This window comes from Leclercia sp. Colony189, assembly GCF_009740165.1.
In the GTDB taxonomy this organism is placed as follows: domain Bacteria; phylum Pseudomonadota; class Gammaproteobacteria; order Enterobacterales; family Enterobacteriaceae; genus Enterobacter.
Window position 1 is genome coordinate 2,582,515 of the sequence record NZ_CP046557.1, and the last position, 25,317, is coordinate 2,607,831.

Genomic DNA, 25,317 nt, shown 5'->3' on the forward strand with positions numbered 1-25,317 from the left:
CCTCCTTATGTCAGAAAATACATCGTCCCGAATAAGACTATCAATATAAGAATCGACCAAGCCAAATTGAAACAATACTTACCAACAAAGCTTTTTTCGATCCACCAACCGGATTTATTAATCACCTCAGAAACAGGGTTTTTCTATCTGCGTTACTAAATTCATCAGAGTGTTGTTCTCCAATCGTACCATCCGTTTTTATTCCCCATGATTTTCCGAAACTAAACTCCTTGCGCCTTCCCCATTGCGCTTGTTTCTTGAAACCAACTCGGCCTGTACTTATCCCCGCTTTGATTGTCGGGTATTGACTCAGATCACAGCTCGCGCAACTGATTAATAAACCAGAAAAACCACTGTTCAATAAAACAATTTTTAATGATCTGTCCCTGACACCCGAACTCGCTCAAGAACGGTTCCGCCAGGGGAGTTTTGTCATTAATACGAATGCATAAAAATCTACCTGCAAAATTAATGCTCGACTGGTTCAGAAAGGTTGACCACACAACGTGCTGTTTGACTGGGTGGAATACTGTCTTCCGGAACACGAGGAGAACGAAAGGTTCGTCCCACTGTAGAACCTGTTATTCCGTTATAGCTGTTTGAAGATCTCATGACTTTCTGATATCCCTTTCCTTTGTATTCGAACTCAGGTTTTTCAGGTCCCTGAGGATCCTTTGTGGGTGAGTTTTTATAATAATCAGGATTATACCAGTCGCTGACCCATTCGAAGCCGTTTCCGGTCATATCGTAGATACCAAGGGGGTTGGGCGGAAAAGCATCACCCGGTAAGCTGGAGTAAGACCTCAGGTGGGTCCCACTTTTTAAGGCATATTGTTCCCTGTCAAATTCAGTACCAAGATTGATGCCCCTGTTTTTTCCGCCGCTGTGAAATTCAATGTCTGCTTTGCCCGTATTGGTGGGTAAAACCATAAATTGTCCGCGGCTTCGGGCGGCGTACTCCCACTGCGCTTCAGTTGGCAAAGAGAAAGGCAGGCCCGTCATTTTCCCCAGCCAGGCGCAGTAATCTGTCGCCTCATACCAGTCAATTCTGGCGGGTGTTCCGGGCGTACTGTTATATTCTGCCCAATCATCCTTTAATGCATCACGAACGTCTCTTACAGGCCGGTGATCGTAATCCAGAAACAGGTGATAATCCCGGTTGCTGATTTTGAATTTGCTCATTGAGTAACTGGTCAGTTCCACCCTGTGCAGGGGTTTGCTGTCCGGATAAGGGTCAATCTGACCGCCATATAGCTTCTCGCCAAAATCCCCCATTTCAAAATCACCGCCTTCGACAAAAACGAGGTTTGTTTTTATATCTTCAATAAAGTTATTTAGTTCTGCCTGGCTCACCTTTTTATCATTTTCCGGTGATTCAGGTTTATCACAACCAGTTAACGACAACACAGATATTATTATGCTAAGTAATTTTTTCACAGATATCATTCCTGAGGCCAGTGCCTGATGATCAGAGAGTGGGCCAAATTCACCCATCCGGGGATATAACGGGTTAGTGCCCTGCGCCAGTTTATAATCGTAGGTATTATTCATTGCCAGAGCATAGCCCCACGCGACTTGATCACGAATGCGGGACTTAATGATGTCCAGCTCATCATCACGGTTCAGGCCTTTCTGTAAAAACCTTAGTCATTGACGATAATAGGAGTGTTAACAACACATCTTGCAGTCATATCCCCCAGAAAATAATCATTTTCTGTAATTCTTGGATGTCTGAAGGATCTGTCCACAACAGAACCAACAATTCCGTTATAGCGATCAGAGGAGCGAACAACTTTCTGGTAGCCATCGTTTTTATATTTATAGGTCGGATGAGTCGGCCCTTGAGGATCCTTTGATGGGGAATTTTTGTAATAATCTGGATCGTACCAGTCTTTAACCCATTCATAACCATTCGCAGACATATCATATACTCCTAGCGGGTTCGGAGGAAAATGATCACCTGGCAAACTTGAAGCGGAACCAAGAATATTTTTTACTTTCTTTGAGTACGATTCCCTGTCAAAGCTAGTAGCTATATTTATACCTTTATCCTTTCCTCCAATACGATGTTCAACTTCCGCCTTTCCTGTATTTGTCGCTACACTAAGAAATTTCCCACGGCTTCTTGCAGCATATTCCCATTGAGCTTCGGTAGGTAAGGAAAATGGTTTTTTGGTAATTTCACCTAACCAATTACAATAACTTTCCGCTTCATACCAATCTATATGTGCAGGCGTATTTGGTGTTGCATTTAAGTCATCATACCATTTTTGCAAGCTTTTTTTGACCTCCCTTCGCTTTAACCCCTTACTGGCTAAATAAAAATCATACTCTTTATTTGTGATTTTAAGCTTACTTATTGAAAATCCATTCAATTCAATTTTGTGCAAAGGCTTGCTATCAGAGTCAGGATCTATTTGCTGACCAAAAATCAGCCCGCCAAAGTCACCCATTTCAAAATCACCACCTTCGACAAAAACGAGGTTTGCTTTTATATCTTTAATAAAATCATTTAATTCCGCCTGGCTAACGCCTTTATCATCTTTCGATGATTCCGGTTTATCACAAGCAGTTAACAACAACACTGACGTTATTATGACAAGTAATTTATTCACAGATATCATTCCTCAGACCAGAGCCTGATTATCAGAGAGTGGGCCAAATTCCCCCATCCGGGGATATAACGGGTTAGTGCCCTGCGCCAGTTTATAATCATAGGTATTGTTCATTGCCAGAGCGTAGCCCCACGCAACCTGATCACGAATGCGGGACTTAATGATGTCCAGCTCATCATCACGGTTCAGGCCTTTCTGTAAAAAACTAGTTATTGACGGAAACGGGAGAGTTGACCACACAACGTGCTGTTTGACTGGGTGGAATACTGTCTTCCGGAACACGAGGAGAACGAAAGGTTCGTCCCACTGTAGAACCTGTTATTCCGTTATAGCTGTTAGAAGATCTCATGACTTTCTGATATCCCTTTCCGTCATATTCGAATTTAGGTTTTTCAGGTCCCTGAGGATCCTTTGTGGGTGAGTTTTTATAATAATCAGGATCATACCAGTCGCTGACCCATTCGAAGCCGTTTCCGGTCATATCGTAGATACCAAGGGGGTTGGGCGGAAAAGCATCACCCGGTACATTTGATAATTCTTCAAGATGCGTATTATTCTTTCTTGCGAATAATTTTCGATCGTAACTGGTACTTATGTTTATTCCACGATCTTTTCCTCCGCGGTGAAATTCAATGTCTGCTTTGCCCGTATTGGTGGGTAAAACCATAAATTGTCCGCGGCTTCGGGCGGCGTACTCCCACTGCGCTTCAGTTGGCAGGGAGAAAGGCAGGCCCGTCATTTTCCCCAGCCAGGCGCAGTAATCTGCCGCCTCATACCAGTCAATTCTGGCGGGTGTTTCGGGCGTACTGTTATATTCTGCCCATTTATCTTTTAATGCATCACGAACGTCTCTTACAGGCCGGTGATGGTAATCCAGAAACAGGTGATAATCCCGGTTGCTGATTTTGAATTTGCTCATTGAGTAGCTGGTCAGTTCCACCCTGTGCAGGGGTTTGCTGTCCGGATAAGGGTCAATCTGACCGCCATATAGCTTCTCGCCAAAGTCCCCCATTTCAAAATCACCGCCTTCGACAAAAACCAGGTTTGTTTTTATATTTTTAATAAAGTTATTTAGTTCTGCCTGGCTCACCTTTTTATCATTTTTCGAGGATTCCGGTTTATCACAAGCAGTTAACAACAACACAGATATTATTATGCTAAGTAATTTATTCACAGATATCACTCCTCAGGCCAGTGCCTGATTATCAGAGAGTGGGCCAAATTCCCCCATCCGGGGATATAACGGGTTAGTACCCTGCGCCAGTTTATAATCGTAGGTATTGTTCATTGCCAGAGCGTAGCCCCACGTGGCATGAGCCATTATCATGATCCAGCGCCTCTTATTGAAATATTATTGATTAACGGGAACAGGCGAATTAATTACACATCGCGCGGTCATATTTCCGGGAAAGTCTCCATCTGTCACTTTAGGTGAACGAAAAGTACGCCCAACTGTTGAACCAACTATTCCATTATAGGTGTCTGAAGACCTCGCCACTTTCTGATATCCCTTTCCTTTGTATTTGAACTCAGGTTTTTCAGGCCCCTGTGGATCCTTTGTGGGTGAGTTTTTATAATAATCAGGATCATACCAGTCGCTGACCCATTCGAAGCCGTTTCCGGCCATGTCGTAGATACCAAGAGGGTTGGGTGGAAAAGCATCACCCGGTAAGCTGGAGTAAGACCTCAGATGGGTTCCACTTTTTAAGGCATATTGTTGCCTGTCAAATTCAGTACCAAGATTGATGCCCCTGTTTTTTCCGCCGCTGTGAAATTCAATGTCTGCTTTGCCCGTATTGGTGGGTAAAACCACAAATTGTCCGCGGCTTCGGGCGGCGTACTCCCACTGCGCTTCGGTTGGCAGGGAGAAAGGCAGGCCCGTCATTTTCCCCAGCCAGGCGCAGTAATCTGCCGCCTCATACCAGTCAATTTGAGCTGGTGTTTGAGGCGTCGAATTAAAATCAGACCACATTTTTTTATAAGCTTTGGTGACTGCTCTCTTCGTTAAATAATTATAAAGAATATAAAAATCAAAATCACTATTACTTATTTTGAACTTGCTCATTGAATAACTGGTCAGTTCCACCCTGTGCAGGGGTTTGCTGTCCGGATAAGGGTCAATCTGACCGCCATATAGCTTCTCGCCAAAGTCCCCCATTTCAAAATCACCACCGTCGACAAAAACCAGGTTTGTTTTTATATTTTTAATAAAATCATTTAGTTCTGCCTGGCTCACCTTTTTATCATTTTTCGGTGATTCCGGTTTATCACAAGCAGTTAACAACAACACAGATGTTATTATGACAAGTAATTTTTTCACAGATATCATTCCTCAGGCCAGTGCCTGATGATCAGAGAGCGGGCCAGATTCCCCCATCCGGGGATATAACGGGTTAGTGCCCTGCGCGAGTTTATAATCGTAGGTATTGTTCATTGCCAGTGTGTAGCCCACGCGGCCTGAGCACGAATGCGGGACTTAATGATGTCCGGTTCATCATCACGGTTCAGGCTTTTCTGTAAAAACTAGTTATTGACGGAAACGGGAGAGTTGACCACACAACGTGCAGTTTGGTTAGGTAAAACTATACTGTCTTCAGGAACATGCGGTGAACGAAAAGTACGCCCAACTGTTGAACCAACTATTCCATTATAGGTGTCTGAAGACCTCGCCACTTTCTGATATCCCTTTCCTTTGTATTTGAACTCAGGTTTTTCAGGTCCCTGAGGATCCTTTGTGGGTGAGTTTTTATAATAATCAGGATCATACCAGTCGGTGACCCACTCGAAGCCGTTTCCGGCCATGTCGTAGATACCAAGAGGGTTGGGCGGAAAAGCATCACCCGGTAAACTGGAGTAGAACCTTAGGTGGGTCCCACTTTTTAAAGCATATTGTTCCCTGTCAAATTCAGTACCAAGATTGATGCCCCTGTTTTTCCCGCCGCTGTGAAATTCAATGTCTGCTTTGCCCGTATTGGTCGGTAAAACCACAAATTGTCCGCGGCTTCGGGCGGCGTACTCCCACTGCGCTTCGGTTGGCAGGGAGAAAGGCAGGCCCGTCATTTTTCCCAGCCAGGCGCAGTAATCTGCCGCCTCATACCAGTCAATTCTGGCGGGTGTTCCGGGCGTACTGTTATATTCTGCCCATTTATCCTTTAATGCATCAGAAACGATTCTTATCGGCCGGTGATGGTAATCCAGAAACAGGTGATAATCCCGGTTGCTGATTTTGAACTTGCTCATTGAGTAACTGGTCAGTTCCACCCTGTGCAGGGGTTTGCTGTCCGGATAAGGATCAATCTGACCGCCATATAGCTTCTCGCCAAAGTCACCCATTTCAAAATCACCACCGTCGACAAAAACGAGGTTTGCTTTTATATCTTTAATAAAATCATTTAATTCTGCCTGGCTCACCTTCTTATCATTTTTCGGTGACTCAGGTTTATCACAGCCAGTTAACAACAACACAGACGTTATTATGACAAGTAATTTTTTCACAGATATCATTCCTCAGGCCAGTGCCTGATGATCAGAGAGCGGGCCAAATTCCCCCATCCGGGGATATAACGGGTTAGTACCCTGCGCCAGTTTATAATCGTAGGTATTGTTCATTGCCAGAGCGTAGCCCCACGCGACCTGAGCACGAATGCGGGACTTAATGATGTCCAGCTCATCATCACGGTTCAGGCCTTCCTGTAAAAAGGTCCGAAGCTCAGATTCCTGCCAGGCTACCAGTGCGTCCTCACTCATCGGATGCGACAACGCCAGATCCGTTCCATCCTTCGAACAGTGGGTCATCACTTTTGTCCATTCACGTCTGGTCTGGATACTGGACAGAATATTGATAATGGCTTTCTTGCGGTCATGATAAATATCAGGAATGAAGCCATCACCTCGATTGTTAATATCAATATGATCCCAGAAACCGTGGCGGGTAAGCAAATACAATAAGTTCCCCTTTGCTTCGGGAGTGAAATTCAATAACTTTTCAGGTCTGGTGTTTAATTCTTTTGCAAATTGGTTTCGCTTTGAAGATGCATTGAGTCCATCAGTCATACCTTTCTGAAATGTATCAAAGATATCACTAATAGTGCTGGCCGCCGTTTCAGCTGTATCAAGCATCTGAATAACCTTTTCTTTCATATCCGAGAGAAGCATGACACATAGTTGACTATATGTTTCAAACGCTGTATCAACAATCAATTCTAAGAAATGATAATCCAGCCCATATAGCTGATAGGCCAGCCAGGCACCGAAATCTGCCAGCTTTTCGTAACCCACCTCGCATAAAAAAGCCCCTTTGGCTCCAAGACCACAACACAGGCTGGCTGCGATTTTAAAGCAAAACTTACCGTTCAAGAATGTACAATAAAAGGTTGCCCCTCCCCCCAGGCCAGCCATACCGGTAATGCTGGAGCCTATGGTACAAAAATCAACGTATTCAGCGGCAGCTTTTGCCCCCTCTCCCATTTTTCCCTGGTATGCTGTCGCGGCAACAGGCTTTAACCACTGAACACCGCCCTTCAGACCAGCTTCTACTTTCGCCCCGCCAAATAGCTCGGCGCTGCTGGTTACACCTTCATCGCCTTCCTTCATCTTCTTGTGGAATGTCTTGCCGGAAATACGACGCTCATTAAAACGAGGAAGGGTATTTTCGGGATCGCGTTTTCCCATCAGAATCTGTTTTGCACCAATTGTGGTGACCTGTAACTGGCTTTCTATCTGGGCAGAGGCACCAACAAATCCAATCAGTTCGGTTTCTAAATACAGGCGAAGCATGCCCATATTCAGAATATCAGCGTTTTCAGGTGTGTACGCCAGCGGCCAGCCCACGCGGTCAGGAAGGTAATAGGTTGCACTGGCAGAGCCTTGTGCAATAGCAAGAACAGCGGAAGCTTCTCCTTTTATAGATAACTTTCCATCTTTGGCATCCCATTCTCCGCTGGCACCAGCGTTGGCAGTAAAGCGCATGAATTGTGCACCGGCAGACACATCAACATGATTACCAATTTCTTTCCCGTCAACAATCAGGCTATTATTCCAGCAATCCGCCCAGTCTGTCAGCGTTTTATCGATTTCTCCGATATCTTCTTTATCCAGGCTGAATAACTCAATACTGGTATCAGGTTTCGGAAATTCTGCTTTCGTGAGCTGTCCTTTTAGCTTTTGGGTATCAATACCTTTCCGGTTACCGTTTTTATCATAAATAAAAATGCTTTCGGCAGCAGAGGCTTTGTCTTTTGCCTTGAGTGAAACGGTATGTTTCTTTCCGGCTCCCAACTGGTCGTAGTATCCCTTTTTTACGTACACATATTTACTACCGGGGCCGGAGCGCCGCCCGTGCTTCTTCTTTGTAATAACCGGTATCAGTTCGACAACGGTCTCATAGCCTGCCGGAGTGAAGTCTCCCAGTTTGTCCCGCAACGCAGCTTTTTTCTCATCCAGAATTTTTTGCTGCGTTGTAGCACTGTCCTCAAGCTCAAATTCCGCAGCGTTTTCGGAAGGGGTACTGAATGCATTGCCATAATTTTCAACAGCTGAAGAGTAGGCCTTACCAGCCTCATGTACATCATTCACTGCTGACAGTAACTCACCCCAGTGACGATCAAAATCATCGCAGGCCTCTTCAGCAAGGATTATCAGTTCTTCAGTATCCGGTCTAAAATAAACAGTGGCAGAAGCGTGGTACACATCCACAGCATTACCATTTTTCTTGCTTAGTGTATTTTGTGCTACAGGTTCACTTTTTCCGTTCATTTTTGTCAGTCCCTTTACTCAAAAAACAAATTAATTGAGTCTGGATCGAGGCCATAATGAGATTGTGTTATGCCATTTTCATCCGTCACTCCCCGGATAAGTTTTCCGTCCGCAGTTTCGATACGGTAAGGCACATAAGGCTTAGGCTGTTTAGTGGATGTATCCAGAATCCTGACCCCCCCATTCATCGGATTATGAAATTCAGGATCGCTAACCGATACTGGAGAAAGTGCCTGTTCTAATGAAGCACTGCCTCCCCATAAAATATTTGCACTTTTTAGATTTATTTTACCTGGTGCACCAATTTCCACCGAGCCATCTTTGATTTTGATATACGCCCCACCTTTACTGGTCAGCGTAATACCCTGAGCAGCGTTCAGTACAATTTCACTACTGACACTATTAATGTTCATTGTCTTATTAGATTGAAGACGCAGAGCACCGGTCTGTGCCTGAATATCCACGGTACCTTTGGCGGCAAATAACTTCATTCCCATTTTCTGGGCAAACAGACTGATAGCTTCACCTGCCGCAACAGTAAACTTCTTAATTATACTTATATCCGCATTCCCACCCGCTGTCGCGGTCAGAGTATGGCCTGCGGAAAGCTGAATATTTTTCGGTGTAACCAGACCAATACCCGCCGGAGCGGAAGCCAGTAGCCCCGCATCTTTTAACTGTGCAAGCATACTACCAAGCTGCTGTTGAGAAGCTGTATCGGCTGCCAGCGTACCTGATACACTCGCACTCTGCGCTAGCGCTGTCACCAGTTGCAACGCACCTTGTAACTGAGCGATCGCCGCGTTCATATCCAACATCTGTCCCTGTGCTTTCGGCTGAGCATCGGCACTGAGAAAGATCCCTTTCCCCCCTCTTATTGTGACCCAGTCATCGGTGCGCAGCTCAGCGCCTTCTCCTCGTAATCTCCTCGACGCATCCACATTATGCCCCAGGTTCAGCTGAGTCTTGCCGCCGTAATCTGTGCTGAGCTTGATATGCTCCTCGCCGCGCTTGTCCTCCATCCGCAACTTGTTATTCGTCGGCGTGCGGATCACATTGCGCGTGCTGTTCTTCTCGGTTACGTGGTCAACATGGCGTGAATCATGCAGCGCATGGGCGATATACGGCCTGTCAGGGTCGCCCTCATGGAACGCGATCGCCACCTCCGTTCCCTGGATCAGTGGAAAGTGGAAGCCGTACACGTCGCCACCGTAAGGTTTGGCGAGACGCACCGGCATGCTCTCCTGCCCCTGCGCCTTACCGTCCCGGTCAGCATCGAATTTCACCCGGTACAGGCCGGAGGCATCCTGCCAGGCATAGATATCATTGGCTTTAGCGCTGGTGACGCGCGCCGTCATGGTGCCCGTCACCTTGGGACGCGGCAGCAGCGGCGGACGCCAGCACACCGTTTCGCTGTATGGCACGCCAAAAATATCTACCTGAAGAGCGCTCTTGCGGCTGGCGGTAAAATGCGTGCTGATGAGCAGCACCGGTTCCTGTAATAGAGCTGGCAGGGTTGGAGGCAAATTGTCGGTAATGGTCAGAACCTGAGCGGGAGCCAGCCACGCCGCAGTGCTGTGGCCTGTAATTTGCGACTGGTCTGCCAGAAAACGTTCATGATCGAGGCGGGCATAAAAGTTGGCAGTCTCCGCCTGCGGGTCGATTTTGTCGCCACGCGCAAGATGACGTAGACGGTAGTGATAGGCATCGCCATAAGTCACCCCTTCGCCGTCCCCACGGGTCATATCCGCAGGCGCAGACTGCAATATGCTCTGTGCATCGCGGTGGTTGTAATCCCGGGCTGTGACACTGGCTTCCACCACATTATGGGTAACATTCAGTCCCCACACCGATTCAGCACCGTTGTCGCTCATCCCGGACGGGCTGTTGACTGGCAGGGTTTTGCCAAACATCAGCGACCGCTGCGCATCGGCAAAATGCACTACCTCGCTCTGTGCGTCTTCCTGCAAGGTGAAGAAATAAAAAATCCCCACCTCAGCCAGCAGACGCTGGATGAAAGCCAGATCGCTCTCCTGGTACTGGTTTATCTGCTCACGCTTCGGGTAGTTTTGTTTAAGATTAAATTCATATTCCCAGCCGTGCAGACCGTGCTCCTGCAGTATCAGCTCCACCACGTCCGGCACTGATTTATTGACAAAGAAACGGTGGGAGCGGAACTGCCTGTCCAGCAAGGATATAAAAGGTTTCAGGGTGATCCGGTACAGCGTCTGGTCGGCAGAGCCGGAGATACGTCTGAAATCCGTGATGACGCCGTGGACCTTTTTTTGCTCAGGCAACACCTCCAGTAACCCGGCCCCAATCGTCAGGGTTGCGGGTTTGCGTAAAAACTCGCTGGCGTCAAGCTGCCTGTTAGTGCTGGTAAATATGATGTCATAGGCGTATATCCGGCTCATCCCTTCCATACCACTGAACTCTTCAACATCCAGCGGCCAGGTACAGGAGGGAATATCAAGGCGATAACGGTTCAGGGTTCCCGGCGTCGCAAGAGCGTTTTGCAGAGAGTCTTTTAAAGTCATTATTTTCATTCCATGAATTTAATTAAGAGGATCTGAGGTATAGGGGTATTCACAGGATCCAGCATGGTTGCCCTGAACAGGCGTAATATCAGTATTTTTCATTTCGCTATAGGGCCGTATTATCTCCATATCCGTAAGAGGAATATTGAAAATGCACCCACGGCTAATTTCCACTCCAGAGACCATTCTTCGTGGCGTGTCTTTATGGCGTTTTGATTGCAGTACATAGGAAATGATGAACTGCCCTTTTTCCGGAAAATGATAGAAAGAGGGAGGAAGGCATAACTGACCCTTTTCTACCCTGAGGGGTGGGAGAAAGATAATTTTCTTTTCACGTGGTAGCATCCCGCGCGGATTAATAGCAATATTTACCGGTTGATAATCCTCTGCATCCGGTATAGCAAAACAGATATCTCCTCCTCTTGTACTGACTGTTGTTTCTTCGTCGAATCGCCATCGGTCTCCAGGACAACCAGTAAGCACAGGGAGACAGAATAATAAAAAAAAGGCTGAAAAATAATGTTGCCGGATCATGCTTACCATGGAAACCCCCGCAACGTATTTTCATACTGCTTCTCAAGCACCGGCTCACTGATATTTCCATCAAGTGTAATGACATGATGATCCCGGAGCCCACACCATTTTGTGTATCCCTCCGAAAGCAGAATAAAATGGTCAGAGATAATCTGTGCCTGCTGTTCCATAGGATATTCACTTAAGAGTCGTCCATCCAAAACATAACGATAACTCACCGCCCAGCTCACCAGTCCCCGACCGATGACATTCATTCCCTTTTCCCGCTGCCAGACATGAACCATTTCATGAATAAACATATGTTTATAGAAAGGAACACTGAGCGAATAATCTTCCCGGTAATGCTCACGGAAATAAATTTCTCCATTTGGTGCCATAGCCGTATTTTTGTTCTGTAGCCCAAAGGGAAGATAGCTGTCATGATGGATCCAAACCTTATGGTATGGGATCGTCGATCTGAATACCGACTTCGCCAGCGCAATCTCACCTGAAGTCAGTAACCGCAGCGTTCCTTCTTTCTCTTCTTTTTGATTAGCATTCTTTTTTTTATCATGGATGGTCATTGCTCACCTTCCTGTCGTAGCTCAATCACAATCCCCTCCTCTTCATCCCAGCCAAGGATCAGGTGCCGTGGCTTTTGCCCCGCCGCCATATGCGTTAGCAATTGCCGGCTCAGCACCGGCAGTATCTGCTGGTTAAGCAGGCTGTCGATATTGCGCGCCCCGGTGTCCGGCAGCAGGCAGGCGGCGGTCAGCGCGTCATACAGGCTTTCGCCGATCTCAGTCGTCATTCCGTAGTGTCGTTGCAGACGTGTGCTCACCTGTGCCAGCTTCATACCGACGATGCTGCGCATTGCGGCTTGTGCCAGCGGACGGTAAATCACGGTCTGGAAACGCGCCAGCAATGCGGGCTGGAAGTGGTCGCGCAGCAACGGGCGCAGCAGTTCATGCAGGTCACCTTCAGTGACCTCCGGCTGTTCGTCCAGCATCTGCATGATAGGGTCGCTGCCGAGGTTGGAAGTCATCAAAATCACCGTGTTACGGAAGTCGATTTCCCGCCCCTCGCCGTCACGCATAAAACCGCGGTCAAAGACCTGATAGAACAGGTTCATCACGTCCCGGTGCGCCTTTTCCACTTCGTCCAGCAGCACCACGCTGTATGGACGCTTGCGTACCGCTTCGGTGAGGATGCCGCCCTGGCCGTAGCCGACGTAGCCCGGAGGCGATCCCTTGAGCTGGGAGACGGTGTGCGGCTCCTGGTACTCGGAAAGGTTGATGGTGATAAGGGATTTCTCGCCGCCAAACAGTTCATCGGCAAGCGCTAAAGCGGTTTCGGTTTTGCCGGTGCCGCTTGGGCCGGTCAGCAGGAAAACACCCTGCGGGCCGTTCTCCGGCGCAAGCCCGGTTTTTGAGGCGCGCAGGCGCTGCGCAATAGCGTTCAGCGCCACATCCTGGCCCACCACACGTTTGCTCAAACTGGCTTCCAGACTCAGCAGTTCCGTCTGCTCATCCTTCATTAATGAAGAGAGCGGCACGCCGGTCCAGTCGGCAATGACGGTGGCGACAGTACGCGTGTCCACGTCCAGCCCAAGCAACGGGTTACCCTGCTGAACTTCTCTCAGTTGCTGTTGCAGGTCTGCAATCTCCGCCTGACGGGAGATGTCCGCGCGGCAGGCGAGCAGTTCTTCTGTGAGTTTCAGCTCCTGGCCGTACTGCGTTTCCAGCGCGTCGAGCTGCAGGATAATGTTGATTTCGTCCTGTTCGATGGCGGCCAGGCGCTCTCCATGGGTGGCGCTACCCATCGCCATATCCTCCAGCAGCGCCTGCTTTTCCATCGCCAGGGCCGTGAGCTGTGCCTTCATCCGGGTTAGCGGCTCCGGCACGGTGTCAAGGCTCATGCGGATACGCGCCGAGGCGGTGTCCAGCAGGTCCACCGCCTTGTCCGGCAGCTGGCGGCCTGTCAGATAGCGCCTGGAGAGAGTGACGGCAGCCTTGACCGCCTCATCCGTAATGTGCACCCCGTGGTGCTGTGCATAGCGGGATTTTAGCCCCCGGAGCATCAGGCAGGCGGCGTCGTCGTCCGGCTCGTCAACCTTAACCATCTGGAAGCGGCGCTCCAGGGCAGCATCGCGTTCGAAGTACTGCTTGTACTCGCTCCAGGTGGTGGCGGCGATGGTGCGCAGTTCACCGCGGGCCAGGGCCGGTTTCAGCAGGTTGGCTGCATCCGCCCCGCCCGCCTGATTGCCTGCGCCGATAATGGTGTGGGCCTCGTCAATGAAAAGGAGAACCGGCAGTGGCGATTGCTGCACCGCGTCTATGATGTTTTTCAGCCGCTGTTCGAACTCACCCTTCACACCTGCACCCGCCTGTAGCAGGCCAAGGTCAAGGGTGCGCACCGAAACAGGTTTAAGCGCATCCGGCACATTGCCTTCCGCAATGCGCAGCGCCAGCCCCTCCACCAGCGCGGTCTTGCCGACACCCGGCTCGCCTACCAGAATCGGGTTGTTCTTGCGGCGTCTTGAGAGAATGTCCACCATCTGGCGGATTTCATTATCCCGGCCAAACACCGGGTCGATTTTACCCTCGCGAGCGCGGGCGGTGACGTCGAGGGTGAACTTATCCAACGCGTTCTGCAGGGCCGGATTCAGTTCCCCTTCTTTTACACCGGCATCAACCGGCCGGCCGATAAATTCCACCTCACCGCCCTGCGTCATCTCAGCCTCCTGCTGCACCTCCGGTCGCTCGTCCGACTGCGCATCCAGCAATGGACGTAAACGCTCCAGCTGACTCTGGGCCAGCGTTAACAGCGGCCACAGACCATCGCAGCGGGCCAGATTCTGTTTTTCCACCAGCGCCATCAGCAGGTGAATGCTGCGAATGTGCTCCTCCCCTGCCAGCGAGGCGCGCAGCCAGGCATCTTGCATTAACAACTGCACCGCGTCCGAAAGCTGCGGACGGCTGCGCACTGAGCGCGGCAGTGAATCCATGAACACCAGCAAATCCTGCCAGATGGCGTCCATATCCCATTCATAGCGCCGCGCCAGTACCGTCAGATCGCCCTCGCCCTGCTCCAGCAGTTTCAGCAGCCAGTGCTCAGGCAAGATTTCCGCATGGGACCGGGTCTGGCACAGGGAGGCAGCGCCCTCCATCGCACGGGCACAGTAAGGATTAAGACGACGTAACAGGATGGCTGGATTTTCCATGAGATTCTCTCTTTATCAGTTCCGGACACGCTACCGCCCGTCGCTTTTCCTCATTTAAGGAACCCAAAGCGCATTCGGTCAGGCTGGCAGATTGTGTTTTTCTTTGCTGAATACCCGGAGGACCAGGTACTCAGCAAAAAAAGCAGACGGAGAACCGTCTGCTCAGGAAATCAGGCAGTAGCGCGTTCATTCCAGGAATCGGAATGAATGATGTTGCCGTCTTTATAGGTCCAGGTGATTTTTTCGTAGCGCAGCTCAATCTGTTCCAGATGGTTGTGTTTCTCTTTGGAGGGATCCTTGATGTCGTGCATCAGCGGGTTGACCTTCACCACCTTCACGTTCTCAAGTTTCGTGTTGAAGTACTCCACTTCCTGACCCGCATCGTTGATTTTGTACCACTTGAATTCCGCAGACTTCAAGGTCTGACCGGTGGTCACAGCCTTGTAGAGGTACGGGCTGGAGGAGTCGATTTCCTTGGTGAACAGGAACGGGGTGTGGATACGCGTGCCGGTCAGCTTGCCGGTGTTATTGTCGGTCGGGATGTACAGATTGTGCTCCTGAGCGACCACCTCGATGCTGCCTTCACGGTCCTTCACGTCTACGGAACCTTTAATGTCCGCGCCGCCGTCATCCTTCAGCCACAGATAAACTGGAATTGCCATGTTAATTACTCCATTTCATTTTTTGATACGTCATCATCCTGAGATGACGCAGGGGTGTTGCCCGGTAACTGACAGGCATTTGCCTGCGGTACCAGACTGATTTCGACACGGCGATTAAGCGCGCGGCCTTCTGTCGTGTCGTTGGTGGCGACGGGTCGGCTTTCGCCGTAGCCCTGCACCGCAAAACAGCTCTCCGGCACGTCGCCGGTGTCGCGCATCCAGTCGCGAACGGATTCGGCGCGTTTCAAGGAAAGCGACTGGTTGGATTTTTCATCACCCACGCTGTCGGTATGGCCCGCCACCACGATAAGCCAGCCGGGCTTCGCCTTAATCCCGACCAGGGAGTTCACCAGTAGCCTGGTAGATCCGGGTTTCAGCGCCCATTTGCCGGTGTCAAAGAGAGACATACTGTCGAGGCGGATGGTCTGCGGCCCCTGCACTATTTTCTTTATCACCGGACGTGGCGGTGGCGGCGGCGCCCAGTCATTAATGGCCGCTTCCACAAGTGGTATCAGATGCATGCCCTGGTACAGCCCCAACCCGTAGCGCGGCGGTTCACCGCGACGCTGCCAGTCATCCAGCTGGTGGCTGTCGGCGCGAAGACGGTGTTGCGCCTGCTGTTTTGGCGCGACTGGCGTGCCGCTGAGGCGGTGATAAACGGCAAGATGGTCGCCAACGCTACGCACAAGGCGCTGGTTGTTAATAAAAGACGCCAGCATCGCCAGTACGATGAACACAAAACAGATACCAGCTGCCAGACCTATATCCTGCATTCGGCGGCTGATGCCCTGACGGTGCGGCAAATACGGTAGAAGAACATCCGGGAGGGAGAGAACCTCCGGCACAGGCTTAGGAACGCAAGCCGGAGAGAGCGTGGTGGTTTCCGTTATCTGTTGCTGCCAGAGATTGTTCGCAACGGCGGTGACTGGCGCCAGGCAGATACCGGCGGCACAGAATTTCAAAGCCGGCAGCTCTCCCTGTCGGCTCCCGAGCGGACGGATCACATGACGCTCAGTCAGGGCCAGCACGCTGTCCAGCCAGAGCGCCTGACAGAAGCGCGAGGTGTTGTCTGACGCCTCCCGCTGCCAGTCATCAACCGGGAGCGGGACATGGTTATTCTGCCGTACCCGGATACCCGGTAAGTCCGGTGTCACGGTAAACCAGCTCCCGTTTTCAGGAGACCCACCGTCCGGCGGTGATATCCAAACCACACTCCATACGGGTGGCAGTCCGTTCAGCCAGCCCCGGCACTGCGCAATGCTCCGTCGCCAGCCCGTCAGGGACTGCGCCAGTGTCTCTTCCGCATTGTGCTGTTCCGGTGTCACCGCCAGCAGTATGGAGACCTGTGGCACCAGTGCCGGGCGCATGGTAGACAGGCGCTGCGCCAGCAACGGCAGTTGTTCTATACTCTCTGCCCGCAGATACCAGCCCTGACGCGTTTCACGATATACCGTTTCCGCAGGAAACAGGGAAGCGGTATCACCACAGACCACTATCACCGCACCCTTAAACTCTTCCGGCGGCAGGAGGTTCTCTTCAGGATGTGGGCTGACTTCATTATCGTGCTGAAACCGTCGCCATTGACTCCACAGCATCGCAACGCAAATCAATGAAATACCGAGGCAAAATGCAAACCGGCTTCCACGGGAAAGTGGCCAGTAACCCATCACCAGCCACAGCGCCAGAACTGTTGCAAACATGGTCAGCAACACACGGGGAAATTCACGCATCCCTTATCCCCGCCCGGCTATTTGCGACACCATCTGCGCCAGCACAGAGGAGAACGTCAGCCACAACGCCGCCAGCACCACAATGCCTGTCGCCCAACCGAGCCAGTAAATCCAGCGTCCGCTACGCAGGCCGGATGCCCTGACAATAACAGGCGCGTCCTGCGTAAGAGTAAACGGCGGAACCCGCTCGCTGAGCGCGCGCACCACATCCTCACGCCTTTCATCGTCCTGCGCCCGGTACTGACCGACAAAGCCCAGTTGCAGAGTGCGGTACAGGCAGGTCAGCACCGCCACGTCCGGCGCGGGCTCGCGCAGGATGGTCCGAATACGTTCCCACAGTTCTTCACCCGCATTCAGGGTGCTGAAAAAACGGGCCTGCAGCGGGTCCTTCCGCCATTTACGATAACCATCATCCTGTTTATCGCGGTTGAGCACGCTTTCATCAAGCAGAGCGCAGTAGGCATACAGCATCCGCTCACTGCTCGTTTCACTGTACCCGGCCTGCGCCAGAGACTCACGGGCATCGTTCACCCACCGGCAAGCGCGGCGGTAGAGCGCTTCGCCGTCCTTGATTTCCTGACCACTACGTAATTGACTGACCATCAGCCAGCCAGGATAAAAAGTTCTATTTATCAATTCGGTATCAGAGGTATTCATGAGCGCAGCACCGCAAACAGTTCAAGTTTTATCTCACCCAGCGATTCGGGTGTATAGAAGGTGCAGTTGCCTGCCTCCAGCATGGCGCGGGCCGCATCTGTGGACAGATCCAGCGCAAAATACTGGTTCTCAAGACGCAGCGGTATCGCCGCAGGGACGTGACTCAGCGGTTTAATCACCATTCCGCTCAGGGCGATATTCACCACCTCGGAAACATCATCGTGGCTACCAGCTTTACAAAGCTGCGGGAAGCGGGTCTGCAGTTCGTGGTTTGGCATGGAAGAGCGCACGGAGAGATAAAAATCCGCTCCTTCACGCAATCGCGCATCGAGCAGCTTGCCACGCCAGATCTCCCTGTCATCGCCCTGCTCCAGCGCGATAGCAACAACCCGCGACGGCAAACTGGCCTCCAGAAGATTGTCCAGTAGGGTAAACAGCGGCGGAAAGACTTGTTCTGGCGCATCATGCCGGTAAAGCGGAATATCGTCAGCGTTATGCTCAAGTGAAAAGGTCAGCAGACTGCCCGCCAGCCTCGCCAGCTCCCGGTACAACAGTTCAGGATGACGAGACGGTGACTGGTGCAACTCTGTCAGTACGGGTTCGGTACTGTTCAGGGCATGAAGTAGCCAGAACAGCGACACATCCGCCACGGCAAAGTCCGCCATCCGCTCATTACTTTCGCGTCGCATTGCCATCAGTCGCTTACGTCGGGCCGACAGGCGGTGCAGAAGATCCCTGAGATCACCGTTTAGCACGGGACTGGCATCCAGCGACAGCAACGGCGGGATAAAGCTGGGATCGCGCACCCACTGTCCCTGGGCGTTGCGGATCAGCCTCGCCACCGGGCAGGTCAGATAAGCGCTGTTTTCCTGGGTGGACAGCCGCAGCGTCATCGAATGACGCAGTACAGCCAGATCGCTGCGCTCATGTCCGGCAAGCTCCTGTACCGTCACCCGTTCTGCCTGCCAGCGGCGCGGACGGGCACTGTCGCGCCCGTCATCCAGATTACCGCCGTTCGCGCTGAGCAATGGCAGGCACAGCAGCACCTCCATACTCTCCTGCACCACCGCGGATATATCACAGACCGGTGGCAGGTTATCCGCGAGATCCGTGTCGACCAGCGTCCCGTCAGCAAAGCGTACGATCAGACGGGTGGCATTGAGCCGGGAAAGCGCCAGTGCGCTGTCGTCAAACTCAGCGCACAGCACACCCCAGGGGTGCGCCAGCGCCATTCGTGCAACAGTATCTGCAACGTGTGCATCCCAGCGGGCCTGCTGCTGAAACTGTTGGGGGGCCAGGAAAGCCCCGTCGCTCCACAGCGGACGATAAATTTTCATCCCTGCTCCCGCCTTATGCTTTCGCTTTCGGCATCTGGCTCACCAGCGACAGATTCACGTCCATACCTTCCACCTGGAAGTGTGGCACGGCGTACAGTCGCACGCGGAAGAAGCCCGGGTTGTCCTCAATGTCTTCCACCACCACTTTTGCGTCGCGCAGCGGGTGAGAAGCCTGCAGTTCATCGCCCGGATCGGTCATTTCAGTGACCAGACCTTTCACCCAGGTGTTGAGCTCAAGCTCCAGCAGACGGCGATCTTTCGTGGTCCCGATGTTTTCGCGCTGAATCAGCTTCAGATAGTGGGCAATGCGTGACAACAGGAAGATGTACGGCAGGCGCGCGTTGATGCGGCTGTTGGCCGTCGCATCGGCAGTATCGTACAGGGCCGGTTTCTGGGCTGAGTTCGCCGAGAAGAAGCAGGCGTAGTCGCGGTTTTTGTAGTACGACAACGGGATGAAACCGAGATTCGCAAACTCAAATTCGCGGGTCTCCGGGATCATCACCTCAGACGGGATCTTCACCTGGTTGCCGGTGCCGAGATCGTACAGGTGGATCGGCAGATCTTTCACCGCCCCGCCCGCCTGCGGACCACGGATCTGCACGCACCAGCCGTTGTTGATAAAGCTCTTCACCATGTTGGAGGCGAAGGAGAATGACGCGCTGGTCCACAGGTATTTTTCGTGATCCGGGCCTTTCACCTGCTCAACGTAGTTGAAGCTGCGCACCGGTACGGTGTCCGGACCATACGGCAGACGCCCCAGCACCCGCGGCATTACCAGGCCGATATAGCGGGCGTCGTCGGTGTCGCGGAACGATTTCCACTTGATGTACTCGGCGCGGTCGAAGTAGTTGCCGATATCTTTGATCGCAGCCACCTCTTCCATCGACTCTTTCAGGAAGAACTTCGGACCGACGGAGCCGATAAACGGCATATGCGCTGCGGCAGATACTTTGGAGATGTTGCGTAGTAGCGCCACGTCCTGCGGGCTGGCGTCAAACTCATAAGCCGATATCACCGAGCCAATCGGTTCACCGCCCGGGGTGTCGTATTCAGCTGTATAGGTGTGCCAGTAAAGCCCGCTCTGAATGAGCTCCGGCGCGTCTTCAAAGTCCTGGCGCAGAGCGTCTTTTGAAACATCCAGAATTTCGGTTTTCACATTCTGGCGATAGTCTGTGTTATCCACCAGCTGCTTCAGGCCACGCCACAGGGATTCCACTTTCTGGAATTCGGTATGGTGCATCACCGCATCGAGCTGGCGGCTGATCTGAAAATCAAGTTCTGCGATATGGTGGTCAATCAACGTTTTGTCGAGCTTTTCCACCTGTTGTCCGGAACGGCGGATGCAGTCCATAAACACCTGCATCGCCGCAGTCAGACGTTCACCTGCTGACGCATCAGCCAGCGCGGCGTCATCCAGAAACGTATTAATATCGCCCAGGCTGGAGGCTGGGGTCAGATTGATTTTTTCAAACAGAGAGGCGTAAACACCCTCTTTTTCCAGTACAGTAGTTTGCCCCTGAGCAGAGCCATTTTCAGTATTTAAAGACATCAGCATATTCCCGGTTAATCCATTAAAAGAGACTTCCACACATTATTTCGGGGCAAGCGCACTCATTTCGTCACGTAACTCCTGAGTTAGCGCCGGATCCTTAAGAATTTTCTCGAGCTCTTTTCTGAAAGTGGCGTTATCCAGCAGGTTAGATTTGAGGTCGCGTAATAAATTACGCATGGCCAGCATCGCGCGAAGTTGAGGAATTTGACGGGCAACCTGTTCTGGTTCGAAATCCTTCATGGAGGAAAACTGCAGGCGGATGTTTTCTTCACCGTCGCCAGAAAGCGTATTCTGTACGGCCAGATTAATCTCGGGGTTAAACTCTGCAAGTACGCTATCGAAGTTGTTTTTATTGATGTTTATTTTTTCCCGCTCCGATAACATGCGGGTCTCCTTACCGTTACTGAAATCGCCAACAGTAAGAATTTTAAGGGGTAATTCAACTTTCTTCTGTGCGCCTCCTGTGTGTAAAGCCAATTTTAAATTTATTCGTGCCTTAGGCACTTCATTCTGAAACGAATCAGCCATAGCGGTCCCTTTTCCTTAAGGAATAGTTGTCGAGTAAAACCACGTTTATTAACAGACAGATAGTAGAACAAAGAATTACACTGGATCAACTAACTATTAATCCAAAGCGAGACTTTACACATACTCTTGTCCTCAATTCGATTAGCAAGTACTGATATCTGACCTGCAAATATTAAAAGAAGGAATCTCACGTAAATAAACAGAAGCGAATACATAACAAATATGCATATTATATTTATTTTAAATGATTTATATAAATTAACTCAAACCATGAATTAATGATAATTACGCGTGAGAGCGAAAAAATGGCGCCTCAATCAGCGCCATTTACAAGGTGGGCAATATTCATCGCACGAAAACGCCACATACAGAGCATACACCGCCCATCCGGTAATCTTCGGGCAATTTTGCCGTACCATACGCCCTTCGGCGTTAAGGCCTTCTTTCGGTGTTCAGGACCCAAAGCGAACAGGCGTGGTGATTAATTACACAGACTCTGGCCGTATCACTCCCGTCACATCAGTCCTGTTCAATGACCGAAAGCACGATTTTCCCCTGAATATGTCCTCGAGCCGCCCGCTCATGCGCTTGTTGCGCGTGCGCAAGCGGGAACGTACTGTCGACAGCTACCTGAATCACCCCCTTATCCATCAATTCGGCAAGCTGGGCGAGCTGTGCGCCGTTGGATCGCACCTGGGTAGCCGAGACGATAACGCCCAACTGCCGGGCCTCGTCAGCGCCTGAAAATCCCAGAGGATAAATCGGAAACAGCGCGCCGCCGCGCCTGAGAGCGCGCAAGAAGCGGCTTGCTGAAGGGCCGCCAACCGCATCGATGACGAGATCTGCATTGCGTACTACATCTTCGGCAGCCTGTTTCGTGTAATCAATAAATTCATCAGCGCCCAGGTTAAGCAGAAACATTTCATGTTCACCGGAGGCCACCGCGATAACATGCGCGCCCTGCCATTTCGCCAGCTGTAAGGCGAAATGGCCGACACCGCCTGCCGCGCCGTTAACCAGAACGGTTTGTCCCGCCAGCGGCACCGGCTTATGCGGGGTTGCCTGTAGCGGATTTGGCACATCATGCCCTTGATCAATCATAAATTGCCATGCGGTCAGCAGCGACATGGGTGCGGCAGCGGCGTGGATATGGTCAAGACGACGAGGTTTACGCGCCACCTCCGTTGCCGCTACGCTGACATATTCAGCATAGGCCCGGCTACCGCCAGCCGCCCCGTCGGGGAAGCGCACCATCGAATAGACTTCATCCCCGACAGAGAACGCCGTGACGTTGTCGCCCACCGCAACGATCACCCCCGAAATATCCGTTCCCAGGATCACGGGGAAAGTGACTTTGGGTTGCCATTCCGGCGGCAACATTCGGTAGCCATCGCGAAGATACCAGTCAGGAGGATTGAGGCCGACCGCATACACGCGGACAAGCACTTCGTTGGGCTGAAGATCTGGCACAGGAACCTCTTCATAGCGAAGTACCTCCGGCCCACCGAACGCGTACTGCTGCACTGCCTTCATCACTTTAATCGACATGGCTTTCTCCTCGGACGTAAATGCGGTATATTTAATGGAGCACTGCTCCGAATATATGGAGCACTGTTCCGCTTGTCAAGGAGACACCATGCGAGCCGATGCGAGAAAAAACTACGACCACCTGATTGCCGTCGCGCGCGACGTCTTTATTGAGCAAGGTGCCGATGCGTCATTGCGCGACATTGCCCGCAGAGCCGAAGTCGGCCTGGGTACACTCTACCGCCACTTCCCGAGCCGCGAAGCGTTGCTTGAAGTCCTGCTGCGTTCAAGCTTTGATGCACTGGCGACCAGAGCCGAAGCCCTTCAGACCAGGGCCGATTCAGCCGAAGCCCTGACGTTGTGGTTGCAAGAGATTATCGCCTTCACCTATGAACATCGTGGCGTTATTGAGCCGATGATGAGCGCCATCGAAGATCCCGATTCCGCGCTCCACACATCGTGCGTCGCCCTTCGCGCTGCCGGGGCAGCGCTCCTTGCCCGCGCTCAGGCCGATGGTAAGGCGCGGGCCAATCTTGATGGTGCGGAATTGTTTGATCTGATTGCTGCGCTGGCCTGGCTGCGTGGACATCCCTCGCACGCTCCCCGCGCCGAACGGATTTTCAGCGTGATTGCAGATGCTATCCTGGTGACAAAAACAGCCAACGCTACAGATAAAAAATGACTTCAATGAACGCCGATGCCATTCAGAAACAGATCAACCAGATGGGTAATGCGCGGTTCAGGCTCATTATCCTGCTCAGTCGCAGGTAAAATCGCGGTGGCCACAAACACGATATCGTCAAAGGTACCTTTCCCCCTGACCGTCTGAGTATCCCCGGTACGCGCCAGTGCGGTGAAGAACACACCGATCTTTCGTTCGCTTAATGCCCGTTCTTTTGGACGAGGCTATCACGCATTTCTTCGTAAAGGGGGAGAAACTGGCGCTGCAAGTCGCGCCAGCTCTGGGTTTAGCGATGGTATCCTGCCGTCAGCAGGATGTCAGTACGCGTCAGTGCTTCACGATATACATCGTGCGGCTATACGCCACATCTTCCGGGTTGTTAATCGGATAGCCTTTCACCCACGGCTTGATTAACCGCCCGTTGGTGTACTGGTAGATCGGCGCAATCGGGGCTTTTTCCGCAATGATTTTTTCTGCGGTATTGTAATCCGCATTGCGGGCCTGCTCGGTGGTCTCCAGGGATGCCTGGTTAATCACCTTGTCATACGCCGGATCGTTGAAACGCGAGATGTTGCCAGTATGCGTTGAGGTCAGCAGGGAGAGGAAGGTCGAGGGCTCATTGTAGTCACCTACCCAGGAGGCGCGGATCACGTCAAAGTTGCCGGTATTACGGCTGTCGATATAGGTTTTCCACTCCTGGTTCTGCAACTTCACATCGACACCCAGGTTCTTTTTCCACATTGACGCCACCGCGATAGCAATCTTCTGGTGGTTCTCTGAGGTGTTATACAGCAGCGTCAGCTTCAGCGGTTTCTGCGCATTGTAGCCAGCCGCCTGCAACAGCGTTTTGGCCTGCGCGTTCATCTCTTCCTGGCTCATCTGCTCAAAAGGCGATTTCTCCGGCGTAAATCCTGCGGTCACGTCCGGGGTGAAGTGCCAGGCAGGTTTTTCGCCGGTACCCAGTACTTTTTCAGCCATGATGCGCCGGTCGATAGTCATGCTGAGCGCCAGACGCACTCTCGCATCCGCAGTCGGGCCTTTTTGGGTATTAAAGGCATAATAGTAGGTGCCCAGCTGCGGCGGGGTATAGACCTGGCCCGGGATCTCTTTCATTAACTTCTGGTAGAGGTTTTTCGGGAACGATTCGGTGATGTCGATATCATCTGCCAGATAGCGCTTGGTGGCTGAGGACTCCTGGTTGATCGGGATAAAGGTCACTTTCTGCAGAACGGTTTTGTCGTTATCCCAGTAATGGCTGTTACGCTCAACCACCAGCTTCTCGTTGACCACCCGGTCTTTGAGGATATACGCACCGTTACCTACCAGCGTCCCAGGACGAGTCCACTCCGGGCTGCTCTCCACATTCGCTTTTTGTACCGGATAGAAGGCGAAGCTCGCCGTCAGATTGGCAAACCACGGCAGGGGTTTATCGAGCTGCACGCGCAGGGTTCGGTTATCCACTGCCGTTACGCCCAGTTTATCCGGCGTTGCCTTACCGTCGATGATCGCCTGCGCGTTCACGATCCCGGCCAGGGCCGCAAACCAGGCGAAAGGCGAGGTCGTTTTGGGATCAACCAGACGCTGCCAGCTGTAGACAAAATCCTGGGCAGTGACGGGGGTGCCGTCAGACCATTGCGCGTTCTCGCGCAGGGTGAAAGTCCAGACGCGGTTATCATTACTCTGCCAGCGGGTCGCCACGCCTGGCACCAGTTCGCCCTTTTCATTCTGATTCACGAGCCCCTCGAACAGATCGCGGATCACCTGAATTTCAGGCAGACCCACCGCTTTAGCGGGATCAAGCGAGGCAGGTTCATCTTTGATATGACGCACCAGCTCCTGTTTGGATGCCAGCGTTGTCCCGGGGGGAACATCCGCCGCGAAGGCGTAAGAAGAGAGGCCACACAACAATAAGGCAGAACAGATCAACGAAACCGGATGCTTCATGAGATCCCCTTTGAAATGATGGGTAACGAGCAGATGGGTAATTATTTGTTTCGGAA

The 25,317-nt window shown here is 51.7% G+C and carries 21 protein-coding genes; 1 reads left to right on the forward strand and 20 read right to left on the reverse strand.

Features of this window, described 5'->3' with window-relative positions; all coding sequences use genetic code 11:
- Positions 1 to 468: 468 nt before the first annotated feature.
- The 18 genes from GNG29_RS12230 to GNG29_RS12310 form a co-directional block, all read right to left on the reverse strand.
- Complete coding sequence (locus GNG29_RS12230; RefSeq protein WP_231736506.1) at positions 469 to 1,551, reverse strand: SUMF1/EgtB/PvdO family nonheme iron enzyme; 1,083 nt, start codon at positions 1,549 to 1,551, stop codon at positions 469 to 471.
- 92 nt (positions 1,552 to 1,643) lie between these two features.
- Positions 1,644 to 2,624, reverse strand: a complete 981-nt coding sequence (locus GNG29_RS12235) for an SUMF1/EgtB/PvdO family nonheme iron enzyme (protein WP_103179841.1) — start codon at positions 2,622 to 2,624, stop codon at positions 1,644 to 1,646.
- 196 nt (positions 2,625 to 2,820) lie between these two features.
- The gene (locus GNG29_RS12240) at positions 2,821 to 3,789 is read right to left on the reverse strand and encodes an SUMF1/EgtB/PvdO family nonheme iron enzyme (protein ID WP_231736511.1); all 969 of its coding nucleotides are present in this window, start codon (positions 3,787 to 3,789) and stop codon (positions 2,821 to 2,823) included.
- A 12-nt stretch (positions 3,790 to 3,801) separates the two neighbouring features.
- Positions 3,802 to 3,936, reverse strand: coding sequence for a hypothetical protein (locus GNG29_RS23450; protein ID WP_256443757.1), 135 nt, complete (start codon positions 3,934 to 3,936; stop codon positions 3,802 to 3,804).
- Positions 3,937 to 3,966: 30 nt separating this feature from the next.
- On the reverse strand, positions 3,967 to 4,944 hold the full coding sequence (locus GNG29_RS12245; protein WP_103179843.1) for an SUMF1/EgtB/PvdO family nonheme iron enzyme: 978 nt from the start codon (positions 4,942 to 4,944) through the stop codon (positions 3,967 to 3,969).
- 194 nt (positions 4,945 to 5,138) lie between these two features.
- Positions 5,139 to 6,119 (reverse strand): SUMF1/EgtB/PvdO family nonheme iron enzyme, encoded by a 981-nt coding sequence (locus tag GNG29_RS12250; RefSeq protein ID WP_156654629.1) that lies wholly within the window; start codon positions 6,117 to 6,119, stop codon positions 5,139 to 5,141.
- A gap of 3 nt (positions 6,120 to 6,122) precedes the next feature.
- Entirely contained in the window at positions 6,123 to 8,369 is a 2,247-nt protein-coding gene (locus GNG29_RS12255) for an ATPase (RefSeq protein ID WP_156654630.1), read from the reverse strand.
- A 14-nt stretch (positions 8,370 to 8,383) separates the two neighbouring features.
- Positions 8,384 to 10,906, reverse strand: a complete 2,523-nt coding sequence (locus GNG29_RS12260) for a type VI secretion system Vgr family protein (RefSeq protein ID WP_156654631.1) — start codon at positions 10,904 to 10,906, stop codon at positions 8,384 to 8,386.
- Between the two features lie 18 nt (positions 10,907 to 10,924).
- The gene (locus tag GNG29_RS12265) at positions 10,925 to 11,449 is read right to left on the reverse strand and encodes a putative T6SS immunity periplasmic lipoprotein (protein ID WP_197431804.1); all 525 of its coding nucleotides are present in this window, start codon (positions 11,447 to 11,449) and stop codon (positions 10,925 to 10,927) included.
- A complete protein-coding gene (locus GNG29_RS12270) occupies positions 11,443 to 12,003 on the reverse strand; it encodes a type IV secretion protein Rhs (protein ID WP_156654632.1) in 561 nt (186 codons plus the stop codon). The genes GNG29_RS12265 and GNG29_RS12270 overlap by 7 nt, the downstream gene beginning before the upstream one ends.
- On the reverse strand, positions 12,000 to 14,642 hold the full coding sequence (gene tssH / locus GNG29_RS12275) for a type VI secretion system ATPase TssH (protein WP_156654633.1): 2,643 nt from the start codon (positions 14,640 to 14,642) through the stop codon (positions 12,000 to 12,002). The genes GNG29_RS12270 and tssH overlap by 4 nt, the downstream gene beginning before the upstream one ends.
- A gap of 170 nt (positions 14,643 to 14,812) precedes the next feature.
- Entirely contained in the window at positions 14,813 to 15,304 is a 492-nt protein-coding gene (gene hcp / locus GNG29_RS12280) for a type VI secretion system effector Hcp (RefSeq protein WP_103179849.1), read from the reverse strand.
- A gap of 5 nt (positions 15,305 to 15,309) precedes the next feature.
- Positions 15,310 to 17,034, reverse strand: coding sequence for an OmpA family protein (locus tag GNG29_RS12285; RefSeq protein WP_156654634.1), 1,725 nt, complete (start codon positions 17,032 to 17,034; stop codon positions 15,310 to 15,312).
- 3 nt (positions 17,035 to 17,037) lie between these two features.
- Positions 17,038 to 17,691: a type VI secretion system protein TssL, short form gene (gene tssL / locus GNG29_RS12290; RefSeq protein ID WP_156654635.1), complete on the reverse strand. Its 654-nt coding sequence runs from the start codon at positions 17,689 to 17,691 to the stop codon at positions 17,038 to 17,040.
- Positions 17,688 to 19,028 (reverse strand): type VI secretion system baseplate subunit TssK, encoded by a 1,341-nt coding sequence (tssK, locus tag GNG29_RS12295; protein ID WP_156654636.1) that lies wholly within the window; start codon positions 19,026 to 19,028, stop codon positions 17,688 to 17,690. Before tssK ends, tssL begins: the two co-directional genes overlap by 4 nt.
- A gap of 13 nt (positions 19,029 to 19,041) precedes the next feature.
- Positions 19,042 to 20,577: a type VI secretion system contractile sheath large subunit gene (gene tssC / locus GNG29_RS12300; RefSeq protein ID WP_156654637.1), complete on the reverse strand. Its 1,536-nt coding sequence runs from the start codon at positions 20,575 to 20,577 to the stop codon at positions 19,042 to 19,044.
- Between the two features lie 42 nt (positions 20,578 to 20,619).
- Positions 20,620 to 21,108, reverse strand: a complete 489-nt coding sequence (tssB, locus tag GNG29_RS12305) for a type VI secretion system contractile sheath small subunit (RefSeq protein ID WP_103179853.1) — start codon at positions 21,106 to 21,108, stop codon at positions 20,620 to 20,622.
- Positions 21,109 to 21,627: 519 nt separating this feature from the next.
- Positions 21,628 to 22,656 carry an NADP-dependent oxidoreductase gene (locus tag GNG29_RS12310; protein ID WP_156654638.1) on the reverse strand — a complete coding sequence of 343 codons (1,029 nt, stop codon included), beginning with the start codon at positions 22,654 to 22,656 and terminating at the stop codon, positions 21,628 to 21,630.
- Positions 22,657 to 22,744: 88 nt separating this feature from the next.
- On the opposite strand from GNG29_RS12310, the gene GNG29_RS12315 reads away from it, so the two are divergent.
- On the forward strand, positions 22,745 to 23,317 hold the full coding sequence (locus GNG29_RS12315) for a TetR/AcrR family transcriptional regulator (RefSeq protein WP_103179855.1): 573 nt from the start codon (positions 22,745 to 22,747) through the stop codon (positions 23,315 to 23,317).
- 2 nt (positions 23,318 to 23,319) lie between these two features.
- Here GNG29_RS12315 and GNG29_RS12320 read toward each other — a convergent pair whose 3' ends face one another.
- Together GNG29_RS12320 and GNG29_RS12325 are read right to left on the reverse strand one after the other, a co-directional pair.
- Positions 23,320 to 23,499 carry a hypothetical protein gene (locus GNG29_RS12320; RefSeq protein WP_156654639.1) on the reverse strand — a complete coding sequence of 60 codons (180 nt, stop codon included), beginning with the start codon at positions 23,497 to 23,499 and terminating at the stop codon, positions 23,320 to 23,322.
- Between the two features lie 145 nt (positions 23,500 to 23,644).
- Positions 23,645 to 25,261 carry an ABC transporter substrate-binding protein gene (locus GNG29_RS12325; RefSeq protein ID WP_156654640.1) on the reverse strand — a complete coding sequence of 539 codons (1,617 nt, stop codon included), beginning with the start codon at positions 25,259 to 25,261 and terminating at the stop codon, positions 23,645 to 23,647.
- Positions 25,262 to 25,317 lie beyond the last annotated feature (56 nt).

What these genes read in the sequence shown, in the direction of transcription:
- GNG29_RS12315 (WP_103179855.1), top strand. Translation starts at nt 22,745, where the DNA reads ATGCGAGCCGATGCGAGAAAAAACTACGACCACCTGATTGCCGTCGCG.
- GNG29_RS12255 (WP_156654630.1), bottom strand. Translation starts at nt 8,369, where the DNA reads ATGAACGGAAAAAGTGAACCTGTAGCACAAAATACACTAAGCAAGAAA.
- GNG29_RS12310 (WP_156654638.1), bottom strand. Translation starts at nt 22,656, where the DNA reads ATGTCGATTAAAGTGATGAAGGCAGTGCAGCAGTACGCGTTCGGTGGG.
- hcp (WP_103179849.1), bottom strand. Translation starts at nt 15,304, where the DNA reads ATGGCAATTCCAGTTTATCTGTGGCTGAAGGATGACGGCGGCGCGGAC.
- tssL (WP_156654635.1), bottom strand. Translation starts at nt 17,691, where the DNA reads ATGAATACCTCTGATACCGAATTGATAAATAGAACTTTTTATCCTGGC.
- GNG29_RS12325 (WP_156654640.1), bottom strand. Translation starts at nt 25,261, where the DNA reads ATGAAGCATCCGGTTTCGTTGATCTGTTCTGCCTTATTGTTGTGTGGC.
- GNG29_RS12250 (WP_156654629.1), bottom strand. Translation starts at nt 6,119, where the DNA reads ATGATATCTGTGAAAAAATTACTTGTCATAATAACGTCTGTGTTGTTG.
- tssC (WP_156654637.1), bottom strand. Translation starts at nt 20,577, where the DNA reads ATGTCTTTAAATACTGAAAATGGCTCTGCTCAGGGGCAAACTACTGTA.
- GNG29_RS12245 (WP_103179843.1), bottom strand. Translation starts at nt 4,944, where the DNA reads ATGATATCTGTGAAAAAATTACTTGTCATAATAACATCTGTGTTGTTG.
- tssB (WP_103179853.1), bottom strand. Translation starts at nt 21,108, where the DNA reads ATGGCTGATTCGTTTCAGAATGAAGTGCCTAAGGCACGAATAAATTTA.
- tssH (WP_156654633.1), bottom strand. Translation starts at nt 14,642, where the DNA reads ATGGAAAATCCAGCCATCCTGTTACGTCGTCTTAATCCTTACTGTGCC.
- GNG29_RS12230 (WP_231736506.1), bottom strand. Translation starts at nt 1,551, where the DNA reads ATGAATAATACCTACGATTATAAACTGGCGCAGGGCACTAACCCGTTA.
- GNG29_RS12265 (WP_197431804.1), bottom strand. Translation starts at nt 11,449, where the DNA reads ATGGTAAGCATGATCCGGCAACATTATTTTTCAGCCTTTTTTTTATTA.
- GNG29_RS12285 (WP_156654634.1), bottom strand. Translation starts at nt 17,034, where the DNA reads ATGCGTGAATTTCCCCGTGTGTTGCTGACCATGTTTGCAACAGTTCTG.
- GNG29_RS12270 (WP_156654632.1), bottom strand. Translation starts at nt 12,003, where the DNA reads ATGACCATCCATGATAAAAAAAAGAATGCTAATCAAAAAGAAGAGAAA.
- GNG29_RS23450 (WP_256443757.1), bottom strand. Translation starts at nt 3,936, where the DNA reads ATGGCTCATGCCACGTGGGGCTACGCTCTGGCAATGAACAATACCTAC.
- GNG29_RS12235 (WP_103179841.1), bottom strand. Translation starts at nt 2,624, where the DNA reads ATGATATCTGTGAATAAATTACTTGTCATAATAACGTCAGTGTTGTTG.
- tssK (WP_156654636.1), bottom strand. Translation starts at nt 19,028, where the DNA reads ATGAAAATTTATCGTCCGCTGTGGAGCGACGGGGCTTTCCTGGCCCCC.
- GNG29_RS12260 (WP_156654631.1), bottom strand. Translation starts at nt 10,906, where the DNA reads ATGACTTTAAAAGACTCTCTGCAAAACGCTCTTGCGACGCCGGGAACC.